General features: G+C 64.0%; 15 protein-coding genes. 6 read left to right on the top strand and 9 right to left on the bottom strand.

Going from position 1 to position 18,300, the window contains the following annotated elements; all coding sequences use genetic code 11:
- The first annotated feature begins 87 nt into the window (after positions 1-87).
- The 6 genes from NO363_RS05775 (at position 88) to NO363_RS05750 (ending at position 7,485) form a co-directional block, all read left to right on the top strand.
- Positions 88-540, top strand: coding sequence for an ArsR/SmtB family transcription factor (locus tag NO363_RS05775; RefSeq protein ID WP_256687531.1), 453 nt, complete (start codon positions 88-90; stop codon positions 538-540).
- Positions 540-815: a DUF7521 family protein gene (locus NO363_RS05770; protein ID WP_256687530.1), complete on the top strand. Its 276-nt coding sequence runs from the start codon at positions 540-542 to the stop codon at positions 813-815. Before NO363_RS05775 ends, NO363_RS05770 begins: the two co-directional genes overlap by 1 nt.
- A gap of 199 nt (positions 816-1,014) precedes the next feature.
- A complete protein-coding gene (locus tag NO363_RS05765; protein WP_256687529.1) occupies positions 1,015-3,645 on the top strand; it encodes an efflux RND transporter permease subunit in 2,631 nt (876 codons plus the stop codon).
- 149 nt (positions 3,646-3,794) lie between these two features.
- Positions 3,795-5,084: a cytosine deaminase gene (locus NO363_RS05760; RefSeq protein ID WP_256687527.1), complete on the top strand. Its 1,290-nt coding sequence runs from the start codon at positions 3,795-3,797 to the stop codon at positions 5,082-5,084.
- Between the two features lie 119 nt (positions 5,085-5,203).
- Complete coding sequence (locus tag NO363_RS05755) at positions 5,204-5,767, top strand: plastocyanin/azurin family copper-binding protein (protein ID WP_256687526.1); 564 nt, start codon at positions 5,204-5,206, stop codon at positions 5,765-5,767.
- A gap of 38 nt (positions 5,768-5,805) precedes the next feature.
- A complete protein-coding gene (locus tag NO363_RS05750) occupies positions 5,806-7,485 on the top strand; it encodes a sulfite oxidase (protein ID WP_256687524.1) in 1,680 nt (559 codons plus the stop codon).
- A gap of 21 nt (positions 7,486-7,506) precedes the next feature.
- Here the strand turns inward: NO363_RS05750 and NO363_RS05745 are convergent, their stop codons facing one another.
- The 9 genes from NO363_RS05745 to NO363_RS05705 all read right to left on the bottom strand — a co-directional run bounded on the left by NO363_RS05745 (position 7,507) and on the right by NO363_RS05705 (position 18,170).
- Positions 7,507-7,986 (bottom strand): FKBP-type peptidyl-prolyl cis-trans isomerase, encoded by a 480-nt coding sequence (locus tag NO363_RS05745; RefSeq protein WP_256687523.1) that lies wholly within the window; start codon positions 7,984-7,986, stop codon positions 7,507-7,509.
- Between the two features lie 124 nt (positions 7,987-8,110).
- Complete coding sequence (locus NO363_RS05740) at positions 8,111-8,923, bottom strand: GHMP family kinase ATP-binding protein (protein ID WP_256687522.1); 813 nt, start codon at positions 8,921-8,923, stop codon at positions 8,111-8,113.
- 127 nt (positions 8,924-9,050) lie between these two features.
- Positions 9,051-10,046, bottom strand: a complete 996-nt coding sequence (locus NO363_RS05735; RefSeq protein WP_256687521.1) for a tellurite resistance/C4-dicarboxylate transporter family protein — start codon at positions 10,044-10,046, stop codon at positions 9,051-9,053.
- A gap of 195 nt (positions 10,047-10,241) precedes the next feature.
- Entirely contained in the window at positions 10,242-11,882 is a 1,641-nt protein-coding gene (locus NO363_RS05730; RefSeq protein ID WP_256687519.1) for a molybdopterin-dependent oxidoreductase, read from the bottom strand.
- A gap of 385 nt (positions 11,883-12,267) precedes the next feature.
- Positions 12,268-13,308 (bottom strand): tyrosine-type recombinase/integrase, encoded by a 1,041-nt coding sequence (locus NO363_RS05725; protein WP_256687517.1) that lies wholly within the window; start codon positions 13,306-13,308, stop codon positions 12,268-12,270.
- Positions 13,298-13,708 carry a DUF5805 domain-containing protein gene (locus NO363_RS05720; RefSeq protein WP_256687516.1) on the bottom strand — a complete coding sequence of 137 codons (411 nt, stop codon included), beginning with the start codon at positions 13,706-13,708 and terminating at the stop codon, positions 13,298-13,300. Before NO363_RS05720 ends, NO363_RS05725 begins: the two co-directional genes overlap by 11 nt.
- Positions 13,709-14,872: 1,164 nt before the next feature.
- On the bottom strand, positions 14,873-15,997 hold the full coding sequence (locus tag NO363_RS05715; protein ID WP_256687514.1) for an XdhC family protein: 1,125 nt from the start codon (positions 15,995-15,997) through the stop codon (positions 14,873-14,875).
- The gene (locus NO363_RS05710; RefSeq protein ID WP_256687513.1) at positions 15,994-17,268 is read right to left on the bottom strand and encodes a VWA domain-containing protein; all 1,275 of its coding nucleotides are present in this window, start codon (positions 17,266-17,268) and stop codon (positions 15,994-15,996) included. Before NO363_RS05710 ends, NO363_RS05715 begins: the two co-directional genes overlap by 4 nt.
- Positions 17,268-18,170, bottom strand: coding sequence for an AAA family ATPase (locus NO363_RS05705; protein ID WP_256687512.1), 903 nt, complete (start codon positions 18,168-18,170; stop codon positions 17,268-17,270). The genes NO363_RS05710 and NO363_RS05705 overlap by 1 nt, the downstream gene beginning before the upstream one ends.
- Positions 18,171-18,300 lie beyond the last annotated feature (130 nt).

Here is an 18,300-nt window from a genome sequence, read left to right as displayed (position 1 = left end):
CACTATACCCCAGCCACCGAAAGAACGAGCGATAGCAGCGATGATCGACGCCGACGCCCGGAGCGAAATCGTGGGGGGAGTCCTCGAATGAGTGACCACGTCGGGTCGAACCGGTTATCACTGATCCCGTCGAACACGGACACCACGGACGGCTCCACAGCAATGGCTCGCTTGACGGCCGACGACCCCGATGACCCCTCGCTCCAGACGGTGTTGCAATCGCTCGACGACGATCACTGCCGGGCGATCCTGTCGCTGTTGGACAGCCCGAAATCCGCGAGCGAGCTCCGCGACGAGTGCGAACTGTCGAGTTCGACGGTGTATCGCAAGCTCGAACTGCTCCGGGAATCGGGCCTCGTCAGGGAGTACACGGAGGTGCGCCGCGACGGGCCGAACGTCACGCTCTACGAGCGGGATTTCTCGGAGATCACCATCGGTGTCGACGACGACGGCGGGTTCACCATGTCGGTGACGCGTCCGGAGACGAATGCCGAGGATCGACTGGCCACGTTCTGGTCGGCGATGAAGGAGGAGTCGTGATGGACCCCCTCGTCGCGTCGTTGCTCGTCGTCAAACTCACCGCGCTCGTTCTCGGCGGCGTCGTCTCCCTGATGGCCTACAGAGCCTACGATCGAACGCGGATCGCCGGACTCCAGTATTTCGCGCTGGGGCTGGCGGTCATCACCCTCGGCACCGTTCTCGTGGGTGCGTTCCACCACCTCGGCGGCGCGTCGATCACGCTCGGCATGCTGCTCGAAAGCGTGATCATCTGTGCCGGGTTCGCCGTCATGATCGTCGGGCTCTATCGGACGTAGACCTCTCCCCCTCTCACCATCTTCTCGTCACAGTTCGTAAGTGTCGTCTCTGCCCGATCGGAACGGCTCTCCCACGTTCTGGGAGCCTTCCATCGCTCCTTATCAGTTCCTCTCGGAGGACGGGTATGAACGGAGACGCAACGGCGGATCGAGAACGGGATCGTGCGGTCGTTTCCGAGATGGATAGGAACGGGAGCCGATGAAACGCGACATTCCGTCCCGCTACGCGGAATTCCTCGTCTCGCGGAGTCGGCTGATAATCGCCCTGCTGCTCGTCGTCTCCGCGATCGTCGGCGCTGGGGCAGTCGTCGGCACCACGGAGGACGGTCAGATCGGCCAGGCTGGTATCGACTCGCCGGAGCAGGCGGCGCTCGATCGCATCGATGCGACCTACGGGACCGACGACGCGGTGGTCTCGCAGGTCGTCGTCAGGGACAACGGCGGTAACGTCCTCACGCGCGAATCTCTCCTGAAGAGTCTCCGATTGCAGAAACAGTTCCACGACAACGAATCGATCAACGCGACGCTGCGCGCGGAGACGGGAGCGATCGGTATCGAGAACATCGTGGCGAACGTCGCCTACGCCCACCAGCAGAGCGAGCGCGCCGACGCCGCGGGTGGTGACGACTCCAACGGGACCGCGTCCAACGGAACAACCGCGAACGCTACGGCGGGCCCGGGAGCGGAACGGTCGACGGAACCGACGCTCGATCAGCAGATCGCCGCCCTCGAATCCAGATCCGACGCACAGGTCGAGACGTATCTCAGCCGCATCCTCGATCCGGATGCGTCCGTTCCGGGCGACGACCCGGCCGAGTTCCTGCCGACGGCGTACGAACCGGGCACGACACAGGCCGACGCGCGGACTACCCTCGTCTTCCAGACGCCCCCGGGCGATTCGGTGGCGACTGAAGAGGAGGTCAACGACGCACAGGTGGCGATCGACGCGCTGGTCGAGAACCGCTTCGCCGACGCGTTCGTCTTCGGGCAGGGCATCATCGACGAGGAATCCTCCCAGGCCATCGGTGATACGTTCACGATCATCACGCCGATCGCGATCGTCCTCCTGCTCGTGGTTCTCGCGATCGCCTACCGTGACCTGATGGACGTGCTTGTGAGCGTCTTCGGCGTCGCCGTCGTGTTGGTCTGGTATGCCGGTATCCAAGGCTGGCTCGGGATTCCGTCGAACTCGACGCTGATCGCCGTCCCCTTCCTGCTCATCGGTCTGAGCATCGACTACTCGCTTCACGTCGTCATGCGCTATCGCGAGGCCAGGGAAGGCATCCTCGACACCGACGACGGATCCGTCGAGCGACGCGATCCTACGGCCGCGATGCGCGCCGGGGTTGCCGGCGTCGTGCTCGCGCTGGCGACCGCCGCGTTCTCGACGGCCGTTGGCTTCCTCTCGAACTACATCAGTCCACTGGGCTCGATCCAGGACTTCGCGATCCTGAGCGGTGTCGGGATCGTCGCCATCTTCGTCGTCTTCGCGGCGCTCGTCCCGGCGCTCAAACTCGAACTCGAACGGTTCTTCGATCGTCGCGGCCGGGATCGACGGAACGCCGCCGTCGGCGTCGGCTCGGGGTGGTTGCGCCGGCTGCTCTCGGGAACGGCCACGCTCGCCCGGCGCGCACCGATCTTCGTCGTCGTTCTCGCGGTGGTACTCGCCGCCGGCGGTGCCTACGGCGCGACCGGTATCGACACGGAGTTCAACCAGGCCGACTTCCTGCCCCAGGACGCACCAGCGTGGATGGATTCGCTGCCGGGCCCGTTCGCGCCCGGTGACTACGACGTAAGCGAGGATCTCGACTATCTGAGCGAGAACTTCCGCCAGCGCGGTCAGGATTCGGACGGACAGATACTGCTGGAAGGGAACGTGACCGCACCGGCGCTGTTGACCGCCGCCGACGAGGCGGCCGAAGACACCAGCCAAAGCGGGGCGATCGTCGTCGGTGCCGACGGACGGGCCGCGATAGAGAGCCCGTCGTCCGTTCTCCGGAGCGTCGCCGCGCAAAACGAGACGGTCGCCGACGCGATCGCAACGCGCGATACGGACGGTGACGGTCTCCCGGACCGGGATACGGCGGCGGTGTACGACCTCCTGTTCGATGCCGCGCCGGAGCAGGCGTCGTCGGTGCTCTCCCGGGCCGACAACGGCTCGTACCGGTCCGCCAGGCTGACCGTCGGCGTCCAGGGCAACGCCTCCTCCCAGACGGTCGCGGGCGACGTGCGGGACGTCGCGTCGACGATCGAAGGGGACGCGCCGGTGACGGCCACCGCAACGGGCGGGCCGGTCATCACCGCGGTCGTCCAGAGCGCGCTGTTCGAGACGCTCGTCGAAGGGTTCGCCATCACGCTGGTGGTCATTCTCGGGCTGCTAGCCGGGCTGTACTGGTGGCGAAGCCGAACGCCGGGGCTGGGGGTGATCGCGCTCGTACCCGTCCTGATCGCGCTCGCGTGGCTGCTCGGGACGATGGCCGCCCTCGACATCCCGTTCAACAGCGAGACGGTCGTCATCACGAGTCTCGCGATCGGCCTCGGCGTGGACTACAGTATCCACGTCAGCGAACGGTTCGTCGACGAGCGCGTGCGCCACGATTCCCTGGCGGACACGCTGTCGGCCACGCTCACTGGCACCGGCGGCGCGTTGCTCGGGAGCGCGGTGACGACCGCGGCCGGCTTCGGGGTGCTCGCGCTGGCGCTGTCGCCGCCGCTCCAGCGCTTCGGCATCGTGACGGGGTTGAGCATCGTCTATGCGTTCGTCGCGTGCATGACGGTGTTGCCGTGTCTGCTCGTGCTCCGGGAGCGACTGCTCGCACGAGTGGCGTAGAGCAGTGGCAACTGACCGAACCCGCTTCGCAGCGGAACGAAATTGGCTGTTCGTGATGTTTTATTGGTTTTCAGATCGCTAACATTGAACAATCGTTCGCCGTCGTTCGCCAACAACGCACTTTTCGCCGTCGGCGCTGTACGGAGGACATGGCGTCGTTCATCGTGACGGGTGCGACGACTCGCACCGACGAGGAGGTGGACATCGAGATCCGGGACGGGACGATCGACCGGATCGTGCCGGCCGGCGAGGGCGATCCGTCGGCGTTCGATAGCGACCAGCGCTACGACGCCGCCGGAAAGTTCGTCACACCGCCGCTGATCGAGCCACATATCCATCTCGATGCGGCGCTCACGGCCGGCGAGCCCTGCTGGAACGACGTCGGTACGCTCGCGGCGGGGATCGAGCTCTGGGGCGAGCGAAAGCAGGAGCTCACCACCGTCGGCGTCAAAGAGCGAGCCGAGCAGGTCATCGAGTGGCTCGCGGCCAACGGCGTGACGCGGGTCAGAACCCACGCCGACGTCACCGAGGAGACGCTCACCGGGTTCGAGGCGTTGCTCGAACTGCGCGAGGAGGTCAGTGACATCGTCGATCTCCAGGTCGTCGCGTTCCCGCAGGAGGGCGTCTTTACGGCGGAAGAAAACGAGGACCTCCTCCGCGAGGCCGTCAGCATGGGTCCAGACCTCGTCGGCGGCATTCCCCACAACGAGCACACGCGCGAGGAAGGGGTGAAGGAGGTCGAAACCGCCGTCGAGATCGCCCAGAAGCACGACATCCAGCTTGATCTCCACATCGACGAGACGGACGATCCGAGCTCCCGGATGACGGAGGTGCTCGCGAGCGAGGCCCACCGGCACGACATCGGCGAGCGAACCACGGCGAGTCACACGACGGCGATGCACTCGTATCCGGACGCCTACGCGGACAAACTGATCTCATTGCTGGCCAAAAGCGACGTGAGCGTCATCACGAACCCGCCGGACAACAGCGTCCTCCAGGGGCGCTACGACGACTACCCGCGCCGGCGCGGGCACACGCGGATCGACGAGCTCCACGAGTCGGGCGTGACGGTCGGCATCGGCCACGATTCGGTGATGGATCCCTGGTATCACTACGGGAAGGCCGACCCGCTCGATTCCGCCCACCTCCTGGTTCACTACGCACACATGAACGGCCACGAGGACGTGCAGACGATCTGGGAGATGCTAACCGACGCGAACGCGACCGTGTTCGATGTGGAGGGGTACGGGCTCGAAGAGGGCAACAGGGGCTCGCTCGTACTCTACCACAGTCCGGACGCGTTCAACACGCTCCGGACGCGGGCCCCGCGCGCACTCGTTCTCAGAGATGGCCGGCCGATCGCGCGCACTGAACCACGGGAGACGGTCGTCGAACGGCGGAGCGGCTCTCTGTCCATCGATTTTCATCGGAGCGACTGACCCATCGGGCAGGTGCTGTTCCGGTCAGGTCGAACCGTTGCATCGATCGTCACAGCGTCGAGCAAAGTTAGCGCACGCCAAACAACCCCTTTTATCGGCCCTACTGGTGATACGAATCGATGGAACGCACGAGTCGACGACGGTTCATCGCGGGCATCGGAGCAGTAGCCATCACCGCAGCTGGTGCGGGCTGTAGTAGCAGCGGCACAAGTTCCGGTAGTGGCAGTAACGACAGTACCGAAACGGGCGGTGGGAGCGATAGCAGTGGTGACGGAACGACCGGTAGGAGCAGTGCTGACAACGGAACCGCTTCGGACGGCACGTCGACGGACGGAGCGGCGACAGCCGGTGGAGGCGGTAGCGGTGGGAAGACGGTCGCGGCCGGTCCCGACGGCAGTCTCGTCTTCGAACCGGAACAGATCGAGGTTTCGGTCGGCGACACGGTGACGTGGGAGTTCGAGAGCGCCGGCCACAACGTCAGCGCGAGACCACAGGACAGCGACAAGGTCAGCATCCCGGACGATGCGGAGTCGTTCGCGTCCTACGACAACGGTGACAGTTTCGCCGTCGTTTCGGAGGGCGAAACCTACGAGCACACCTTCGAAACAGCCGGTGACTATACGTATGTGTGCATCCCACACACTAGTTCGGGAATGGTCGGGACAGTCACGGTCTCCGAGTAACGGATGACGGCTCTGTGACGACGGCGAACGAACATATCATGACAGAAAACGAAACCGACGACGAACCAGCGACGGACCGATCGCAGAGTGAACGCTATCTGAGCAGACGACGCTATCTCGCGGCGGCGGGCGTGACCGCCGGTGCAGGGGTGTTGGCCGGCTGCGGTGGTGGAGACCAGTCCGGTGGCAACGAAACGACCGGCGCAGCCGGGACGACCGTTGCCGAGACGGCGACCGCCGGCGAAACCACGGACCAAACGGCCGAGGCGACCACCGAGGGCGGAGCGACGGGCGACAGCTACAGCTACACGAAACAACAGCTGAAGCAGAAATATCCCGGTCTCGAGATCCTCTCACCCGAGCCGCCGAACGGACAGGCCGACGATCTCGCAACGTACACGAGCTTCCTCACTGGTGTCGACTCGGAATATATCCGGAGTCACTACAACTCCCCGAAGATCGACGAGGCCGAGCACACGATCTCGTTCACGGGACTGTCCGACGGCGAGGCCGAGATCTCGATGGAGGAGCTGAAACGCGACTACCCGACGGAGTCGGTCGTCCACACGATGCAGTGTTCGGGCAACGGACGGTCGTACTTCGAGCCGCAGGTCGCTGGTAACCCGTGGTCGTTCGGGGCGACCGACACCGCCCGCTACACCGGGACGCCGCTCAGTGCGGTGCTCGAAGCGTACGGGGCCGACACGAGCGACGAGATGTGGCTCTCGGTGATGGGCGATGACGCCCCCGAGGGCGAGGACGTCTTCGCGCGGTCGATTCCGATGCAGAAGGCGACGGACGACTGTATGCTGGCCTACGAGCGAAACGGCTCCGCGCTGACCGCCGAACACGGCTTTCCGGTCCGCCTGATCGTTCCCGGCTGGTACGGCTGTAACAACGTCAAGTGGCTCGGCCGGATGCACGTCATGGAGAAGATGCTCTACGGACCCCAGTGGAACGGCGAGCAGGACCGCACCTACACCCACTGGCAGCAGAGCTCCTACCGGATCATCCCGGTTCAGGACGAGGAGCCGAAACGCTACGAGTCGATCGACACCTTCGACGTCCACGAGCAGATGCAGAACACCGATGAGATCCGTAACGCGTACATGTACGACCAGCTGGTGAAATCGCTCATCGGCTATCCCGGACAGGACGCGACGGTGAGTCCCGGTATCGACGGTACCGTCGAGGTGGTCGGGGTCGCGTGGGCCGGCGACGACGAGGTCGATGGCGTCGAGATCTCGACCGACGGCGGCGAGACGTGGAACGACGCGGAGTTCTTCGGCCCGAGCCCCGGCCCGGCGGCGTGGCGACAGTACCGCTATCGCTGGGACGCCGACCCCGGCGACTACACGCTCGTCTCGCGGGCGACCGACGGCGAGGGACGCACCCAGCCGGCGACGATCTCCAAGCCGGACGAAAACCTCCGGGGCATCACCGACGACAAGTACCCCTGGAACAAGGACGGCTACGGCAGCAACGCCTACATGCCCGAATCGGTCGACGTGACCGTCACGAGCGGCGGTGACGGGAACGCAACCGGCGGCAACGCCAGCAGCGGAAACGCGACTGGTGGCAACACAACGAATGGGAACGCGACGAGCGGAAACGAAACCGACGGGGCAACCACGATCGGAAACGCTTCCGGCGAGACCACAGTCGGTGGAAACACGTCCACCACGTCAGGTAACAGCACCACCGACGGCGGGAGCTGATCGACAGGGCACGATCGGCCGTTATTCCGGATCGCAGACGTCGATCACGCGGAGTTCGAACTCGACCGATTGGCCCGCGAGTTCGTGGTTGAAGTCGATGACGACTCCCTCGTCGGTCACGTCGGTTATCCAGCCGGTCTCGTCGGTATCGCTTTTCACCAGTTCGCCCTCCTCGGCAGTGACGTCGTTTCGGGTTTCGAGTTCGTCCCGCGGGACCTCGACGACGCGCTCAGTATCATACGTTCCGTAGGCTCGTTCGGGATCGACACGGACGGTCTTCGTCTCACCGGTCTCCATCGTTTCTACTGCCTCGTCGATACCGGCGACGACCTCGCCCGCACCAACCCGGAATTCGAGGGGTTTGTAGTCGCGATGGCCGTGGTAGATCTCCTCCGAGAGCGCCACGTCGACGTCGGAGGTGTCGAAGACCGTGCCCGCCTCCGCCCCGTCCGCGATCCGTCCGACGAAATGGACGACCGCGATCCGCCCGTCGTTCACCATGCATGCCGGTGTCGGCGGTTCGTCTTGATCGTTCTGCTCGTCGGATCGCCATCGACGCCACCGACGAATGCGTCCTCCTCGCCATCCACTGGCGAGTGTAGCTCAGGATCAGCCATCCGTTCGCTCACAGCTCAGTGATGCGTGCGCCCTCGTTCGTGATGCGAGTCGTTCGTTCGAGGACGTTTCGCGTCCCGGTGGCGATGACGGTCTCGCCGAGCATCGCCATGCTCGCGACACCCCCATCCCGTTCGACGCGTCGTACTTCGTCGATGACGCGATCGGTTGCGAGACCGGTCCGTTGGACGAACGTCCACGACAGTTCGAGTAGCTCTCGCAGCGACTGTCCGGGAGTAACGCGTGAGAGCCCCTCCTGTCCGTGCTCGCGAACTCGCTCGACGGTCCGTTCGTCGTCGAGGACGGCACTGGTGGCGATCCCATCGAGCGCAGTGTATCCGAGTTCGGCCGACGACTCCGAGCGCTGGATGCCGTCGCCGGTGTTCCAGACGAGGCCGCCACGATCCTGGATGAAGACGTCGCCGAGACCCGTCCCGGCGTCGATCTCCGCGTGGTGGGCCGCGTCGAGGAGCTGCTCGTGATCTCGCCCGAGATCGAACGCCTCGTTGGCGGCCAGCGCAGTGGCGAGGGTCGCGGCACCGCTGGCTCCGAACCCGTAGCCGACCGGTATCGACGCCGACAACGACACTGCCGCCGCGACCGACAGCCGGTCGAGGACGTTCTCGACGGGTTCGACGGCGGTCGGCTCCCCGTCGAGGCTGATCGATATCTCGTCGCTGGGTTCGACCGTCGCTTCGACGCCGTCCTCGATGGCGAAACTCACGCCGAACGATCCGTCCTGTGAGGTGCGCGGTGGGACGAAGATCGGCGTCACGCTTCCGGGGGCGACTGCGGTTACGGCTGACGATTCTGTCGGCACCATTGCCGTCTGCAGGTGACGAGCGCATACAAGATTGGTGGGATTTCGGGCCGTGGAGCGCTTCGTGGTAGTTGGTCAGCCCCTCCTCTCCGATCGTCAGCGATGGATCCATCCGGGTCGACGATCCGCATCATCCACGGGTGTTCGAGAGTCGCACGATCCCACGTCGGACCAGTCCACCGGCGACCAGTAGCCAGGCGAGAACGGCGATGACGACGAAATATCGCGGGATGACACCGATCGTGTCAAGTCCGGTCGCCGCCGCCAGCCGGTAGGTGCTGACCGTGTACATCCCGAGCGGGAACACCATCCCCCAGTAGCTCGGATCGTACCCTGCCGGCGTGTGTGGAAGGGCAAGCCCGCCGATCGTGTGTCGCCAGACACCCAGCGCGACGAGCAGCGGGATCCACCACGTCGCCGTCATCCAGTAGAAAAAGGTGAATCCGACCAGAAACGGTCGGAGAGCGGCGAGAAACGCCCAGTCGCCGCTGGTGGCCACGAGTATCGCACCGGCCAGCGTCGTGATCGCCACCGCTCCGGTGTTGATCCAGTACGGTGGCGTCGCCGAGCGGGGATCGAATGCGAAGAACGTCATCCGGTAGAACACGAGCGTGATCAGTATCAGATAGAGCATCCCACCGACCGCGTAGAGCCCGAACGCGACGAGCAATAGCTCCTGAAGCGCTGATGGATAAGCCGGCGCGAGCAGTCCGGACAGCACGGCGACCGACTGTGTGGCGACGACCGCGAGCAGCCAGCTCCCGTCGATCGCCTCGTCGATGGGCTGATCGACATCACGGACGGTCAGACCGAAGAAGACCGCGTACACGAGCACGAACCACAGTCCGCCGCCGACCGCGAGCAGCCCCGTCGCGATTGGTATCGAGACGTCGAAGACGACGAACTGGCTCCCGAGCACGCAGGTTCCCGCGATCGCGGTGAACGAACCGACTGCACGATCGTAGTTCGTCAGATCGCGAACGGCCGAGTACGGCTGACGCCCGATCTGCGCGAGCGTGAACGCACTGATGACGACGTACGCGAGCACGCTGCAGCCAAAGAGCGCGATGTCGAGCGGACGGAGACCGAGCAAGCGCGTCGCGATCGAGACGATGCCCGTCGCCATGACCAGGGCGAAGTAGATCGGGTCCCAGTCACGCAGTACGTCAGCAATAGCGCTCCGGATGGGGTTTTTTGATCGTGGCGATCCGCTCTCGGTTGGTACGGTTCCGCTATCCCAGTCCGTCCCGCTCACGGCTGCCGAACCCGAACCACCGATGGTGAACGGAATCGGTGAACCCACGCTCTCCCGGGATCGCGATCAGATGTCGGCACTGTTGGGGAAGTAGTTGAGCACGTCGTCGCGCCAGCCGCCCTGGCCCTTGCCGATGTCGTCGAAGTCCTCGACGAACTCGACGCGCGTGACCCATTTGGCCATCTTGTAGCCCAGTTGCGTCCGAATGCGCAGGCGCAACGGCGCGCCGTGAGCGATCGGCAGGGGCTCGTGGTTCATCTCGTCGGCGAGCAGCGTCCCCTGCTCGGTGGCCTTGTCCATCCGGATCGCCTCGTAGTAGTAGCCGTCGACGTCCGGCTCTTCCCACTTCTCGTCGAGGGTGTGGAAGACGGCCCACTCGGCTTCCTCGGCCGGGTTACAGCGATCGATGAGTTCGTTGACCGGGACGCCACCCCACTGGGCGACGTACGTCCATCCCTGGATGCAGTCGTGACGCGTCGTCTGTGACTGTCGGGGGAGCTCCTGGAGCTCGTCGAGCGAAAATTCAAGTTCGTTCTCGACAAGCCCGTCGACCGTCAGCTGCCAGTTCTCGAAGTCCTCGGCGACGTGCGCCCGATACGTGTCGTTCCGTGGTGCCTTCCCGTTGACGCGAGCGAACTCCGAGGGTGTCTGCAGTTCGCTCTCCTCGTCGACGATATCCGTGTGGTGGTGGAAGACGCGCTTCAACAGCGAATCAAGGCCGATTTCGAGCAGTTTCTTGGTCCGCATTGGCCATTTGAGCGATGCCCGGTCGGCGATCACGAGGAACGCGACCACGCCACCGATCCAGACTGCCGTGAGCGCGAGCGCGAGCGAGTGCGACGCGTCGGCGCTCCCGAGCATGATCTTCGCCATCTGCTCGCTGAAACCGTGGGCGACGACAAGGCCCACGTGGCCGACGATGAAGACGACGAACGCGAGCATTCCGAGAAGATGGATCGACCGCACTTTCTGGCGGATGTGCGAAAACCAGTTCGGGAAGTGAGCTCGCATCGCCGGCGCTTGCAGTACACCAGTGACGATCATCAGCGGCGAGAGGACGAAGATGACGGCGAAATACGTGAGCTGCTGGAGCGCGTTGTAGCCAGCCGCTTCCGGAATCTGTAGCTGTGCATATGTCACTAGCGCGTCGAACGCTTGCGGGAAGATCGACCACGATGTCGGGACCAAGCGATCCCATTGGCCGGTGCCGAACAGCAACACGACGTAGAGACCGCCCGTGATGAGCCAGCCGGCCACGCCCCAGTAGTGCCAGTGGCGCGAGAGGCCGAGATTGTCCTTTCCGGGGAGTGCCAGCCACGAGGAATACGGATCGGCCTCGTCTTCGGCCGTCCACACTCCCTCTTTCTCCTTCGACACTCGCTTGGACGTCCGTCCCGACGAGCGCTCTGACGACGGAAGCTCGGTCGTCTCCATGCTGACCCCACCGTCGGTGGCCTCCCCGGAAATGGATTCGGTCGCGGTCGGCCGTCGTTGTTCGTCCTCACCGCCGATCCGCTCTTTGTCGATGTTGGTCGGTCGCTCTTGATCACCGGTGCGAAGCCACTCCGTCCCAGGGATCGCGTCGTCGCTCCAGTAGAATCGTGGATGTGCGCCGATGATGCCGATCCCACTCCGAATCAAGAGCAGCATGAAGAGGAGATTGAAGACGTGGGCGAGTCGGAGCCACCACGGGAATTCGAGGGCCATGTCGGGAACGTCGCTCTGCCGTGATAATATATGTACTCCCGAACATGTTCTCTAGTTCAAGCCATGCCATCACGAAGTTGCAGGTAGATTGCTCATGCGCGATGGGTTAACCCCACGAGGGTTCGTCTGAAACACTATGTCCGATAGAGAGCCGATATCTGTCGCCCATCGGATATCGTTTTCTTGACCAGCAGTAGCCGCCGAATCCCAGTGGGTCGGTAGAGCATCGCGAAAACCAGTCATCTTCGGTTAGTCTTCGCGCTCGCTTGAGAGGCCATGATCGCACGTAGCTGGCGGTTCACAGCTCGAGATCATCGACCGCTCGCCGCCGAGATCTGTATAGCAACATGTGATGTATGAATTCGAAATGCGACAATCTCAAGAATTATAGAATATCGTATATCTTGTCGAGATAGAGCTCACGGACGCGATCACCCCAGTTATGGGTGTATGTATCGATGATATCGTCGGCGACATCGCCGCGAAGATATTTCACGATGCCGCGATCGCCGGTCCGATCACGGAGATGCGTCGTGAAGAAGTGACGGAAGTAGTGTGGAGTGACGTTTTCGGTCGCGTCGCCCCCCGACTGATACCAGCCCATCGAACGGGCGTGCTTGGTGACGATCGAGCGCACCATCGGGGGCGTGAGACGCTCACCCCAGTCGTCTCTGGTGCTGAGAAACAACGGTTCGGCGGCCGAGATCGTGTTCGGCCGGACGGCAAGCCAGTGCCGAAGCGTGCGGCGGAGCTCCGCATCGACCGGCACGATCGTCGCACGCCGTCGTTTGTTCGACGCGTGTCGTTGCTCTCCGTTGATAACGTCACCACGACCCACGTCGTTCGCCACGTACAGCGATTCGGCCCGATCGTTCAACTGGCCACGAGTACCCAACGAGTACGTCTCGTCGAGATCCGCGTCGTCGAGCACGAGATCGCGGAGATCGAGGTTACAGAGCTCGCCGACGCGCATCCCGGTCTTCAGCAGTACGACGATCACGGCTCGATCGAGCGGGTGGCTGATTCCCGCGACGAACTCACGCATGGCCGAGAGCGAGATTTCCCGACGCTGAGGGTCTTTCTCGATGGTTTCGTCCATCTCTTCGACGACGAGCGCCATCGGGTTCGAATCGAACGCCTCGACCTGCATCATATAGGCGTAGAACCGATGGAGATACGATGCGTAGGTCGCCACCGTACTCTGACTGTGTGACTCCCGCAGTGAATGTACCCATGCCATGCACTCGCGCTGACCCGCCTCGGCGGGTGCGAGCGAGCGCTCGTTCGGGCATCGAGGGCCAGCGAGGAACCCCTCGAACCGACGGAGAACCCGTTCGTAGGCCTCACGCGTGCGCTCCGAACGACCGTGGTATTCGAGATCCTCGATGAAATAGCCGACCGCGTCGTCGATCGCCTCAGCGGCCATCGTCCCCTGCGGTGTAGCCCCCGTGGCGGCCGCTGTAGCGGATGCGGTTCTCGCGCTGGAGCCGTTGGAGTGTGGTTTCGAGTCGCTCCTCGATATCGTCGGTGAGCGACCGGACGAGTTCATCCCACGAGCAGTAGCCGTCGTCGAGAACGTCGAGCACCCGGTCTTCGAGGCCATCGACCCCAGGGGTTTCGTCGCCAGAACCGCCTTCCTCCGATTCGCCATCGAGGTCGAAATCGCGCCGGCCAGCCTGTATCATCAGCCGTACGAACTCACTCTGGCTCATCTCCAGCTCGGCGGCGTGCTCGCGCCACCGCTCTTTTTGATGGGCCGGAACGTAGGTCTTGACGACCTTTCGTTCGGTGTCACTCTCGCTCACAGCAGCCGAACGACCGCCCACGGTATCAACGTTCTCCTCTTCTCGATAAGCGTTCTTATGCCCTAATTCGGCCCCTTTAGTTCCGCATTTTTCTGGCATATCTATATTTGCAGTCCCCTAAAATCCCCATCTGGTACTACATGGATAACAATCTATGAAATCTCAATAGATGGTATCTGTTTCCTCTTCGTAGTGAGCTATGGATTACCTACCCGAACAACAGCGAGCACTCTCTTCGAGAACGCATCTGTATTCGGTTGGTTCTGGGAAGCGTTCGATAACGAAGTATCGAGGTGCGTATCGTGTGGCTCCACGATCTGGAAACATCGTCCGCAAATAGACTGGTGCTTGTGATTCGACCAGCGTCCCGACAGCCAGCGGCGACAGTCGTCCACCCGATGAGTACGTTACTGGCAAATAGCTGCTAGACCGGGCTGTGAATCGAAACGGATAGTCAATGATTGTCCGACGCGGCGCATCGGCTTATTGAGAGGACGGTCGTCATTGTGACTCGTATCTCCATGCTGTGTACGCTCGTTCCCTCACACGAACCCGAATCCCGGGAGACCCTCTGCTACCCACGACGCTCTTCGATATCGTCTCCAGTGACGATATCCCGCCGTCAACGCCCGCGATACGACGGTCGCGGCGCTCGCTGATGCCGACCTTGGGCTGTGCAACTAACCCATAGCACCGTCTACCTCAGAGGATGGTGGGTCGGTCGAATGGCTTGTGAAGCTATGATCATTTGTCACCAGCGTCTCGTTCAATCGTATCGCTCGAGTCGTCATCGTTCTCTTCGTGTAATTCAGCATGCAGGCCTGACAGACTGTGACCGGGCTCGTCCCGCCACGGTGGGTGAACGACGTGGTACACTTCCAACTTCGCCTGTACGCCACAGTTGACGTACTGATAACCGTTGCTGCCAGGTTTTCCGCGCTCAGGTGACTCTACGCTGCAAAGCGCAAACGCTGGCCTGGAACTCATCGGTCATGTGATTATTGCTGGACCCTTCTGGAGCTGGTTGTCTATACAACTCATCTCATCCAGAGAGGTCTATCTGTCGGCTTCTGGATGAATTGGTACTGGATAGCTCCTGATCGGTAGTAACTCGTATGTGAATGAATTATCTCGTCTGTTCTCGTCCATACGAATAAACTACATGTCGCTATACGATATCCACGATCACTCGGTCGGTTCGACGGCACGACGGTCGTGGATCGGTCCGGCACGCTCGGCGAGGTGGTATGGTGTCCGATCATTGGCGACCGCAAGCAGTTCGGCGACGATGCTGTAGGCAATGATGGAGGGAGCATCGCCGCCGAGATCGAGACCGATGGGCGTGTAGATGCGATCGGCGTCCGCGTCGGTGATGGACACGCCCCCGGCGGCGAGCTCGTCGCGCATCTCTTCGAATCGATCGCGGGGGCCCATCAAACCGATGTAGGGCACGGGCGTGTCGAGTAGTTCGCCGAGCGCAAGCCGGTCGTCGATGAAGTTGTGTGTCATCACGACGACGTGCGTATCGGCGTCGAGATCGACGGTCTCGCGGAGCTTCGGCGGCGATGTCGTGTGAACCGTGTCGGCCGCGGGGAAGTCGGCCTCCGACAGCGCACCCCGGAAGGCGACGACCGCGACGCGGAACCCGACCCGCGACGCGAGCTCGACCACGGGGGTGACGTCCGGCCCCGAGCCGAGCACGACGAGCTCCGGAGGTGCCTCGATCGTATCAACGAACAGATCGACGCTGCCATCGTCGGTGTCGACACTGATCGTCTCGCTCCGCCCGGCGTCGAACAGCGCGGCCGTTCGATCGGCGAGGTCCGCGACGAGCCACTCGGGTAGAGCACCCGCAAACCCGTCGTCGGGGTCGTAGATGCCACGCTCGCCGAGTGGGCGGTCGCCGCCGACGACCGTGAGCGTCGCACAGTCCGTGCCGTGTGCCACGCGCTCGACGGCCGGCCGATGGCTCGCGTCAAGCGGTTCGAGCAGGACGGTGATGATCCCGTTACAGCCCATGCCGAGCCCCCAGACGTCCTCGTCACCCATCAGATCGTAGGTCTCGATGCGAGGCCGTCCGGTGTCAAGCACGTCGTTCGCGAGTCCGCGCACCTCGTCTTCGAGACAGCCGGCGGTGAGGCTGCCGGCACCGCCATCACCCTCGATGAGCATCTTCGCGCCGGGGCGGCGGTACGCGCTGCCCTCAACGTCGATGATCGTCGCGAGCACTGCGTCGTTGCCCCGATCGAGCGCGTCGCCGATCGCTGCCAGTACGTCCGCTTCGGCCATCTCCCAGTTCGTGTCGGTCATGTCGTTGTCCGTTGTCGTGTTCGTCTCTCGGTTCGTCGCCTGTCGTGTTCGTAGCCGATAGCACCGTGTGACCCTTGTCGTCGGAGCTGCCCCGCAAGATCGTCGAGATCGGCCGGCCCGGCGAACGCGAACAGCCCGTCGAGATACGGCAGCGCGGCCGCCATCCCGCGAGCGCTCGGCTCGTACGCCGGCGAGGCCGCGAGCGGGTTGAGCCAGAGCACCGCGGCCGCCGTCCGCGACAGCTCCGCCATCGCCCGCTCCAGTGCTGATACGTCGCCCATCTCCAGGCCGTCGCTCACGACGACGAGCACCGATCGGCGATCGACCGCGTATGGAAACTCGGTGGAGAGGCGATCGAGCGATTCGCCGATATGCGTGCCGCCGCCCCACTCGGCTTCAGCGCGTTCGAGCGCAGCCAGCGCCGCGTCCGCACTCGCTGCGTCGAACGAGTCGGTGACTTCCCGCAGGTCTTCGTCGAAGAAGAACACCCGGGTGTCGCGCCAGACCGCGTGGGCCCGCCGGAGAAATCGTAGTAGGAACGGCCGCTCGATCACGTCGAGCACCGATCGACTCACGTCGACCACCACGCGTACCCGGAGCGCCGTCCGTGCCCGCTCGCGTCCCGGCAGATCGACGATCGCACCGCCCGTCCCGACGCTCGCTCGGAGCGCACGCCGGACGTCGGGACGCCCCTCGCCGGTGGTCCAGCGCCGACCCGCGAGCTCCGCGAGCGCACGCGTCAACTCGTCGAAAGCATCGTCGAACCTTTCCTCGTCGGGCACGGCGAACGTCGCGATCTCTTCCGATCGACCCGTCGGACTGTACCTGGCGGTCGCAACGTTCTCGCCCGTCGCTTCCGTTCCGGGGCCGACGACAGCACCTAGGCCGGCCCGGTTCTCGTCCGTATCGCCATCCTCACCGTTCGTGTCGTCCGATTCGGCGCGTTCGCCGGGAGCCGCTTCGGCCCCGAGCGGTGCGAGTCCTCCGTCCGGCGGATTATCGGGTTGCTCCACGGGACCAGTCGGATCGAGACCGGCGGTGAGCCGCCGCCAGAACTCGGCGAAGAGTTCGTCGAACGTCGCCACATCCGCCTGTTCGGGCACGAGCGATGCCCGAAGCGCGACTCGTGCACGCTCGCGATCGTCGAACCCGACGGCGACGAGCGCGCGAGCGGCGGTCGTCCCAGCATTCGCGGGGACGGACACACCCGCTCGACGGAGTGCACGCACGAATCGCACGAGTTCCTCGCGAACGTGCTCTGTGGGATCCATCAGTCTGCCTCCGCGCGGACACGTTTGGCCGCCTCGTGCAGCGATGCCAGCAGTTCGTCGTCGACGCGCTCGATGTCCTCGACTTCCTTGAGCAGGCAGCCGAGCGTGTTCCGAATCTCGGCATCGTCGAGCGACTCGTCGTTCCCGTCGCGGAGTGCGTCGATCGCCCGTGCCCAGTCGATCGTCTCGGCCGCGCCGGGCGGTTTGAGCAGGGGTTCCTCGCGGAGTCGACCGGCCATCGCACAGAGTTCGGCGGCGACCGCCGCGTCGAGTGCGGGCACCTTCCGCTCCAAGATGGCGCGCTCCTTCTCGAAGGAGGGCGGCGCGACGTGGAGGAACAGACACCGGCGCTTGAGCGCGTCCGACAGCCCGCGCGTCCGGTTCGAGGTGACGATCACCGCGGGCGGGGTCGTCGCGCTGACGGTGCCGAGTTCGGGCACGCTCACCTGGAAATCCGAGAGCAGTTCGAGCAACAGCGCCTCGAACTCCTCGTCGGCCCGGTCGATCTCGTCGATGAGCAACACTCGCCGGCCCTCGCCGCGGAGCGCGCTCAGCAGCGGGCGTTCGAGCAGATACTCCTCGTCGAACACCGACTCCTCGCCCTCCGCGGCCTGGACACTCAGCAGCTGCTTCGTGTAGTTCCACTCGTAGAGCGCGTTCTCGGCGGTCAGCCCCTCGTAACACTGGAGTCGGAGGAGTTCGGTGTCGAGCCCCCCGGCCAGCACCTTGGCGAGTTCGGTCTTGCCCGCACCCGGCTCGCCCTCGACGAGTAGTGGCTTGCCGAGGCGGAGCGCCAGCGTCACCGTCGTGGTGATTTCGTCGCCGGCGACGTAGTCCTCGCTCTCGAAGGCCTCCCGGACGTCGTCCTCGGTCGTCCCGTCGAACCCGGTCGCGTCGCTCATCCGCCCTCCACGGCCCGATCGGCCGGTGTTGCCGGCCACGGGGTGTCGTCGGGCGGGATCGACCCCGAGTCGCACGAACCGATATCTACCATCGAATGTGACACGACCGCACGTAACGTACCCGTGGTTT

Origin of the sequence: Halococcus qingdaonensis, from assembly GCF_024508235.1 — an archaeon.
GTDB classification, from domain to species: Archaea; Halobacteriota; Halobacteria; order Halobacteriales; family Halococcaceae; genus Halococcus; species Halococcus qingdaonensis.
This window is presented reverse-complemented; position numbering and strand designations above follow the sequence as displayed.